Raw genomic sequence first — 6363 nt, 5'->3', positions numbered from 1 at the left:
AGCCACAGGAGGCATTCTCCTTGGCTTGCGGCTACTAATAATCTGGCACTCCAATCCTGATAGATCTTAAGTTTTTTTTATTTTTTCGGAGTGGCTAACTTGTTCTTGCAATTTGCGACCTTTTAAATCTTCAAAGGAAACGGCTTTTTTATTAGCTAGTAAAGTGAATTGATTGAGATTAACAGAGAGTCTTTCAGTACCGATAAAAAATGATTCGACTTTATCAGTCATGATTTCCTGATTGATTAGAATGAAGGAATAATTATGATCCAAAAGATTGTTAGATACGTGATGGGAATCTAATAAGTTATCGTCTATATCAATTTTTTCATCAACAGCATTAAGCTTTATTAAATGATGCAACAAAATCAAAGGCCCTGGAGCGACTGCCCCGACGCGGATATTCTTGTGATTATAGTCATATTTTTGAATGGTTTCTACGAAATTTGAATTTGTTGCGATGACTTCTTGAGCTTTTTTAGCGGCTAATTCGCCAGTTTTAGTCAAAGTGATGCGATTAGGTTGGCGGTCAAAAATTTGGACACCTAACTCGTCCTCTAATTTCTGCATCCCGCGAGTAACGGTTGGTTGAGTTACTAATAAGTGTTGGGCCGTGGCAGCTAGCGTCCCGTATTTTTTGAATGCGACTAATTCTTCCAATAAGTAATTATCTATCATCTTTTCACCTCAAAGTATACGTTGAACGTATGGTAGCATATCAAACAAGTAATTTTCAAATAATAGCGATGATTATAAAATGTAGTCATCAGTTAAAGAAGAGGTAATAAAATGCAAAACGTTAAACTAAATAATGGAATGGAAATGCCCCAATTAGGATTCGGCGTGTTCCAAATTACTGACTTGGAGCAGTGTAAACAAGCAGTTTTGACGGCTATCAACAACGGATACCGCTTGATCGACACAGCAGCCGCTTATCAAAACGAAACAGCTGTCGGCGAAGCTATCAAGGAAAGTGGTGTCGACCGCAAAGACTTGTTCATCACCTCAAAATTGTGGGTCTCAGACTTCACTTACGACCGTGCCAAAAAAGGAATCGAAACTTCTTTGAAAAATTTAGGCTTAGATTATCTTGATTTATACCTATTACACCAACCTTATGGCGATACGATTGGAGCTTGGAGAGCCTTGGAAGAAGCTCAAAAAGAAGGAAAGATTCGTGCCATCGGGGTTTCAAACTTTTACGCCGACCAACTAAAGAACTTGGAGTTAACAACCAACATTAAACCAGTTGTTAACCAAATCGAGGTCAATCCTTGGTATCAACAACCTTCAGAAGTAGATTTTGCCAACCGAGAAGACGTTCGTGTCGAAGCATGGGCTCCATTTGCCGAAGGAAAGCACGATATTTTCACCAATGAAACGATTGCCAAAATTGCTCAAAAATACGGCAAGTCTAATGGACAAGTGATTTTGAGATGGTTGTTGCAACGCGGCATCGTAGTAATTCCTAAGTCAGTTCACGAAAATCGAATTAAGGAAAATATTGATGTCTTTGACTTCGAATTAAGCGCTGACGATATGAAGGTAATGTCTAGCTTGGATAAAAATGAAAGTCAATTCTTTGATCACCGTGACCCCGTGACAATCGAGCAGATTTTTGGTTCAAGTTTGGCTAAATTAAAATAATCTAAAATGATTAAAAATGAAAAGTGAGTAAACCAATTAGGATGATTGGCTTACTCCTTTTTTTATGCTTGAAATGACAAAAACACTGTTGGTATGCGTAATTTTAATAATGACGAAATCACAATAGTAGTTTATTAAAAAATTTCGTGATAAAATAAATTTACCTCATAGGTAAATAATTGAGGGCGATATGAAAGTTACGTTTAAAAATAAAAGAATGGAACGCATATGTACGCAAAATGAAATTGCTATTCGAAAATTTGGATTAAATATGTCGGAAAAGATTGAGCAGCGAATATCAGAATTAATTGCATTCGAAACGGTTGATCAATTGATTTTATATTCATTAGGACATTGTCACCAATTAAAAGGTAACAGAAAAGGACAATATGCTATAGATTTGGTACAACCATACCGACTTATTTTTATGAAAGAAGATTCGAAAATAGAAATTATTCAAATTATTGAAATAGTTGATTATCATTAAATTAAGGGAGGACAATCATGTATCCACATAGTAAAAAGACAATTGCTGTCCCACCAGGGGCAACTATCAAAGAACAATTGCAAGATCGCCACATGTCGCAAAAGGAATTTGCTATTAGAATGGATATGAGCGAAAAACACATAAGTCATTTGATTAATGGAAAAGTTGAATTAACTAACGATGTGGCTCAAAGATTAGAATCTGTTTTAGGCGTTCCAGCACCTGTTTGGAATAATTTAGAATCCCGCTACCGGGAGAGATTGGCAAAAGTTAGTAGTGAATTGACGGATGAGAGGGAAATGAATTTAGTAAAAAGATTTCCTTATCAAAAAATGTCAGTTGAAGGATGGGTATCGAAAACTGATGATTATAACGAACAAGTGAGAAATTTACGGCGATTTTTTGAAGTAGCTAATCTAAAAGTACTCTACACTTTAGGAATACTTGATGATTGTGAAGAGAATGAGGATTTCTTTTTGGCAGCAAAAAAACAAGCAAACGAATTGAAGAATGAAAAATAATCGATATTTTTAATGTCAAAAGCGGCTATTCGATGTCATTGTCTATTAAATGACATCGAATAGCTGCTTTTTTGGGGGGTAGGGAAAATTATTATTGAATTTTATGATGCTAAAAAGTTTTAATGAATTCTTGAAATGATTGCGTCATGATGTGATCTTTTCGATAAATAAAGGAAACTGGTAAGGTCGAAAAATTTTCTGGTAACGGAATTTCTTTAATAGTTCCTTGAGCTAAATAAGTTTGAACTACTTTTTTTGGTAGTAAGCTGATACCTAATCCTGCACTGACACTGGCAACAATAGCGTTGAGATAATTAAACTCGATTGGATGATGAATCATAATTTGCTTGGGGTCGAGATAACTCTCCAAAGTTTTACGCTAGGCACAACCAACAGGAAATACTAGTAAAGGTGCATTATCGATCTCAATGTCAGTATTTGGAGCGACTAAAGCTAATTGTTCATTCATTAAGGGAATAGTAGTGAGGTCATTTTCGCTGACATGACCACCGATGATAGCACCGTCTAATTCATAGTTGAGGACTCTTTTGGCGCTTAACAGTGTTGTTCCTGTAGCAATCGACAGTTCAACTTGCGGATTTTGTTGGTGAAATTTGGAAAGTATTTCTGGTAGAAAAGTTGAAGCGGCAGTTTGAAGGGTGCCAATTTTGAGAGTTCCCTGAATGTTTTCGGGATGTTTTAATTGATCGATAGCATCGTTAGTCAAACTGATGATCTTGATAGCTCGAGTGTAAAATTCTTTGCCAGCATCAGTTAAGGTGATACCGCGATTGGTTCGATAAAATAATTGTGTGTTTAGATCCGCTTCTAATTGGCGTAGTTTAGTTGAAATATTGGATTGAGCATAGCCTAATTTTTCAGCAGCACCAGAGATACTGCCAGTTTGGGCAATTGTAATGAACATTTCTAAAGTATTAGTATTCATAATTTACTCCTGGTATCTGTTTTTGATATATCAAAGTTCTCATTATCGTAGTTTATCATATATCCAAATGACTATATACTGAACTTGTAAGTTAATTAAGACAAACGAGGTCAGTAAATATGAAATTTTCAACAGTTGAAGTAAATGGATTGAACGTCTTTTATCGTGAAAGTGGCGACAGCAATAAACCAACTTTTCTACTATTACATGGTTTTCCTACAGCTAGTCATTTGTTTAGAAATTTAATGCCGTTGTTGGAAAAAGATTTCCACGTTATCGCACCAGATTTCATCGGTTTTGGTCAATCGGACGCACCAGTCCATACAGAATTCGACTATACATTTGCTAATTTGACGAATTATGTTGATGGATTCTTAGATGCTATGAAAATCGATAAATTCTATATGTACGTTTTCGATTATGGAGCACCAATTGGTTTTAATTTGGCGGTAAAATATCCCGAAAGAATTCTTGGTATCGTCAGTCAAAATGGTAATATTTATCAGGAAGGCCTCGGCTCCAAGTGGGAGGGTCGAAAAGCTTATTGGAATAATCCGACGGAAAAATTGCGTGATAGCTATAAATCTGCTTTTAAACCTGAAACAATCATTGGTCAATACACTGGCGGAGAAAAAGTTGGTAGTGTTTCACCAGATGGCTATACGTTGGACATCCACTACACTGAGTCGCCTGATTATGGGGAAAGACAGTCAGACTTAATCTTTGATTATCAAAATAACGTAGCTAATTATCCTAAGTATCAGCAATACGTTCAAGATTACCAACCGGAAATTATCGCCGCTTGGGGTAAAAATGATCCTAGTTTTGTCTATCAAGGTGCTCAAGCCTTCGCCAAGGATGATAAGAATGCCGAAGTTCATTTGTTAGATGGCGGACACTTCGTTTTGGAAACACATTATCAAGAGATTGCACAATTAATTTTGAATAAATGGGCCTAATTCGTGAGCAAATTTGGTGTGGTGAGACCGGGAAAAATGGGATAATGAGATGAAGACAAAAGGAAAGTGAGGTTGTAGATGTGCCAGAAAAGCAAATGACATTAGATGAATTGAAGAAATTTGATGGAAAGGACGGTCGACCTGCCTATGTTGCAATTGATGGGATTATCTATGATGTTACTGATGTTGATCCTTGGCAAGGTGGCAAGCACCACGGTAATGTTGCCGGTCAGGATCTCTCGGAAGTAATTAATCACGCACCACATAAACACTCAGTTTTAGCAAAGTTAAATGAAGTTGGAAAATTAAAATAAGAGAGTGGAACAAGCCGGTTAGACTCAGACAAATAGCCTAATTTCACGAATTGCACGCCGGTCTTGCGTGTGATTTGGGAAATGTAGCTATATGGCTGAGTCTGGCTTGTGCAACTCGTTTCAGTAAACAAAAAATCATGTTAATAAAGTTATTAGCATGATTTTTTCGTCGTGGAGGATTTGTAAAATGAGAAAAATTTCGGTTCCCAAAAGCATAAAAGCTGAAGATTTAGAATACGATGTTTTCCAAGGGCGGTTTGGGGAATTGGTTTATTTAAAGAAAATTGCTAATCCTTTTGAAGATGAAGAATTCCTTCGAACCCATGATCTTATTCAAGAAGAAACATTCAGTGGTCCATTAATGGGGAAAGAAATTTTTGATTAAATTCGTTTTTAAAGGGTCATAATCAAAAATTTTTAACATCAACACTGCTATTCGACATCATTTGGACTTAAATGATGCAGAATAGCTATCGATGATGTCGAAAAAATCAATATTGTGCAATTATCCGTTTCAATTCATCTAAATAAGCATTTTTGAGTTCCTGTGGGTAGTTGATTTTGACGTTGTTTCCAAGAGTAATTAAGTACTGGACCATGTAATCAAATTCCTCTTGATTGTAGCCACCATATAAATAGTAGGTTTTGTTCACTTTTTTGAGATGCATGTTGGGATAATTGTTCTTGTAAAACAGTTCCACCCCAAGTTTGGTCAGAGTGCATTCGAATTTTATATCGTGGTAGTTTGCTTCATAATCGTTTTGAATTTTTTGCATTTGGTCGTGAGTCAAGGTTTCCTGAGTAGAATTGAATCGGCAGTGGGTGATGTTATCGCAACGATAAGTCGCCCATTTTTTATTGCTGAAATTGTAAATATTGCAGAACCAAATTCCGCGTCGGTACAGTAAATCAAAGACTTGAATCGTTTGTTTTTGCGCTTGATAGGTGACATCTAGTGCGGATTCTTCCAAAATCGAATTGAGGAGTGCATCCAAAAATTGTGGTGTCGAAATCGACGGTGTTTTGTAGTAGTGAACCGACTCCTGAAGCTTGGTGACGGCTTGTTGTTGGTATTTAGGCAGAGTCGCCATTAATTTGTCATAAATATGTTTGTAAGATTTCACAAATGGGGTAACGGAAAGAGAAGTCAGCGCATTTAAGGCAAAGAAAATAGCGTTGATCTCTTCTAGGTTGAAGGTGATAGGGATGAGTAATTCCTTACTAACTAAGTGGTAACCCCCATAACGACCATTTTCGGTATAAAAACTTAATCCCATTTGCTCGAGGTCATTGATGTCACGCAAGGCAGTTCGCTTAGAAATTTTGAATTCGTTAGTGAGATCGGTGATATGAAAGATATTTTTCGTGCTTAAAAAGATTAATTCCTGATTGAGTCGATTTGCTTTATCCATCTTTTTCTCCAATGGTGCCATGCTTTGTCATAATTGAATTGTAGTCTTAACTTATCAATTAAGACAAGGGTGAATTT

General features: G+C 36.4%; 8 protein-coding genes and 1 pseudogene. 6 read left to right on the top strand and 3 right to left on the bottom strand.

Going from position 1 to position 6363, the window contains the following annotated elements; genetic code table 11:
* Positions 1 to 66: 66 nt before the first annotated feature.
* Positions 67 to 678, bottom strand: a complete 612-nt coding sequence (locus EGT49_RS10910; RefSeq protein ID WP_135374267.1) for a helix-turn-helix domain-containing protein — start codon at positions 676 to 678, stop codon at positions 67 to 69.
* Positions 679 to 789: 111 nt separating this feature from the next.
* On the opposite strand from EGT49_RS10910, the gene EGT49_RS10905 reads away from it, so the two are divergent.
* The 3 genes from EGT49_RS10905 (at position 790) to EGT49_RS10895 (ending at position 2655) form a co-directional block, all read left to right on the top strand.
* Positions 790 to 1647: an aldo/keto reductase gene (locus EGT49_RS10905; protein WP_135374265.1), complete on the top strand. Its 858-nt coding sequence runs from the start codon at positions 790 to 792 to the stop codon at positions 1645 to 1647.
* Between the two features lie 190 nt (positions 1648 to 1837).
* On the top strand, positions 1838 to 2134 hold the full coding sequence (locus tag EGT49_RS10900) for a type II toxin-antitoxin system RelE/ParE family toxin (protein ID WP_135374263.1): 297 nt from the start codon (positions 1838 to 1840) through the stop codon (positions 2132 to 2134).
* 17 nt (positions 2135 to 2151) lie between these two features.
* Positions 2152 to 2655 carry a helix-turn-helix transcriptional regulator gene (locus tag EGT49_RS10895; RefSeq protein ID WP_135374258.1) on the top strand — a complete coding sequence of 168 codons (504 nt, stop codon included), beginning with the start codon at positions 2152 to 2154 and terminating at the stop codon, positions 2653 to 2655.
* Positions 2656 to 2764: 109 nt separating this feature from the next.
* Here EGT49_RS10895 and EGT49_RS12680 read toward each other — a convergent pair.
* Positions 2765 to 3580 (bottom strand): annotated as a pseudogene (locus tag EGT49_RS12680) (LysR family transcriptional regulator).
* A gap of 140 nt (positions 3581 to 3720) precedes the next feature.
* Between EGT49_RS12680 and EGT49_RS10880 the strand changes: the two are divergent.
* From EGT49_RS10880 to EGT49_RS10870, 3 genes are all read left to right on the top strand, one after another.
* Positions 3721 to 4560: an alpha/beta fold hydrolase gene (locus tag EGT49_RS10880; RefSeq protein ID WP_135374252.1), complete on the top strand. Its 840-nt coding sequence runs from the start codon at positions 3721 to 3723 to the stop codon at positions 4558 to 4560.
* 80 nt (positions 4561 to 4640) lie between these two features.
* On the top strand, positions 4641 to 4874 hold the full coding sequence (locus tag EGT49_RS10875; RefSeq protein ID WP_179949630.1) for a cytochrome b5 domain-containing protein: 234 nt from the start codon (positions 4641 to 4643) through the stop codon (positions 4872 to 4874).
* Between the two features lie 187 nt (positions 4875 to 5061).
* Complete coding sequence (locus EGT49_RS10870; protein ID WP_135374250.1) at positions 5062 to 5259, top strand: antitoxin of toxin-antitoxin stability system; 198 nt, start codon at positions 5062 to 5064, stop codon at positions 5257 to 5259.
* 106 nt (positions 5260 to 5365) lie between these two features.
* Here EGT49_RS10870 and EGT49_RS10865 read toward each other — a convergent pair whose 3' ends face one another.
* Entirely contained in the window at positions 5366 to 6286 is a 921-nt protein-coding gene (locus EGT49_RS10865; RefSeq protein ID WP_135374248.1) for a helix-turn-helix transcriptional regulator, read from the bottom strand.
* Positions 6287 to 6363: the final 77 nt, after the last annotated feature.

Origin of the sequence: Companilactobacillus suantsaicola, from assembly GCF_004745525.1 — a bacterium.
Lineage (GTDB): Bacteria > Bacillota > Bacilli > Lactobacillales > Lactobacillaceae > Companilactobacillus > Companilactobacillus suantsaicola.
Note: the sequence above shows the minus strand (reverse complement) of the source record. Positions and strands in the feature narration are given on the sequence as shown.

Coding starts and splice junctions, on each gene's coding strand:
- EGT49_RS10910 (WP_135374267.1), bottom strand. CDS start 678: ATGATAGATAATTACTTATTGGAAGAATTAGTCGCATTCAAAAAATAC.
- EGT49_RS10905 (WP_135374265.1), top strand. CDS start 790: ATGCAAAACGTTAAACTAAATAATGGAATGGAAATGCCCCAATTAGGA.
- EGT49_RS10900 (WP_135374263.1), top strand. CDS start 1,838: ATGAAAGTTACGTTTAAAAATAAAAGAATGGAACGCATATGTACGCAA.
- EGT49_RS10895 (WP_135374258.1), top strand. CDS start 2,152: ATGTATCCACATAGTAAAAAGACAATTGCTGTCCCACCAGGGGCAACT.
- EGT49_RS10880 (WP_135374252.1), top strand. CDS start 3,721: ATGAAATTTTCAACAGTTGAAGTAAATGGATTGAACGTCTTTTATCGT.
- EGT49_RS10870 (WP_135374250.1), top strand. CDS start 5,062: ATGAGAAAAATTTCGGTTCCCAAAAGCATAAAAGCTGAAGATTTAGAA.
- EGT49_RS10865 (WP_135374248.1), bottom strand. CDS start 6,286: ATGGATAAAGCAAATCGACTCAATCAGGAATTAATCTTTTTAAGCACG.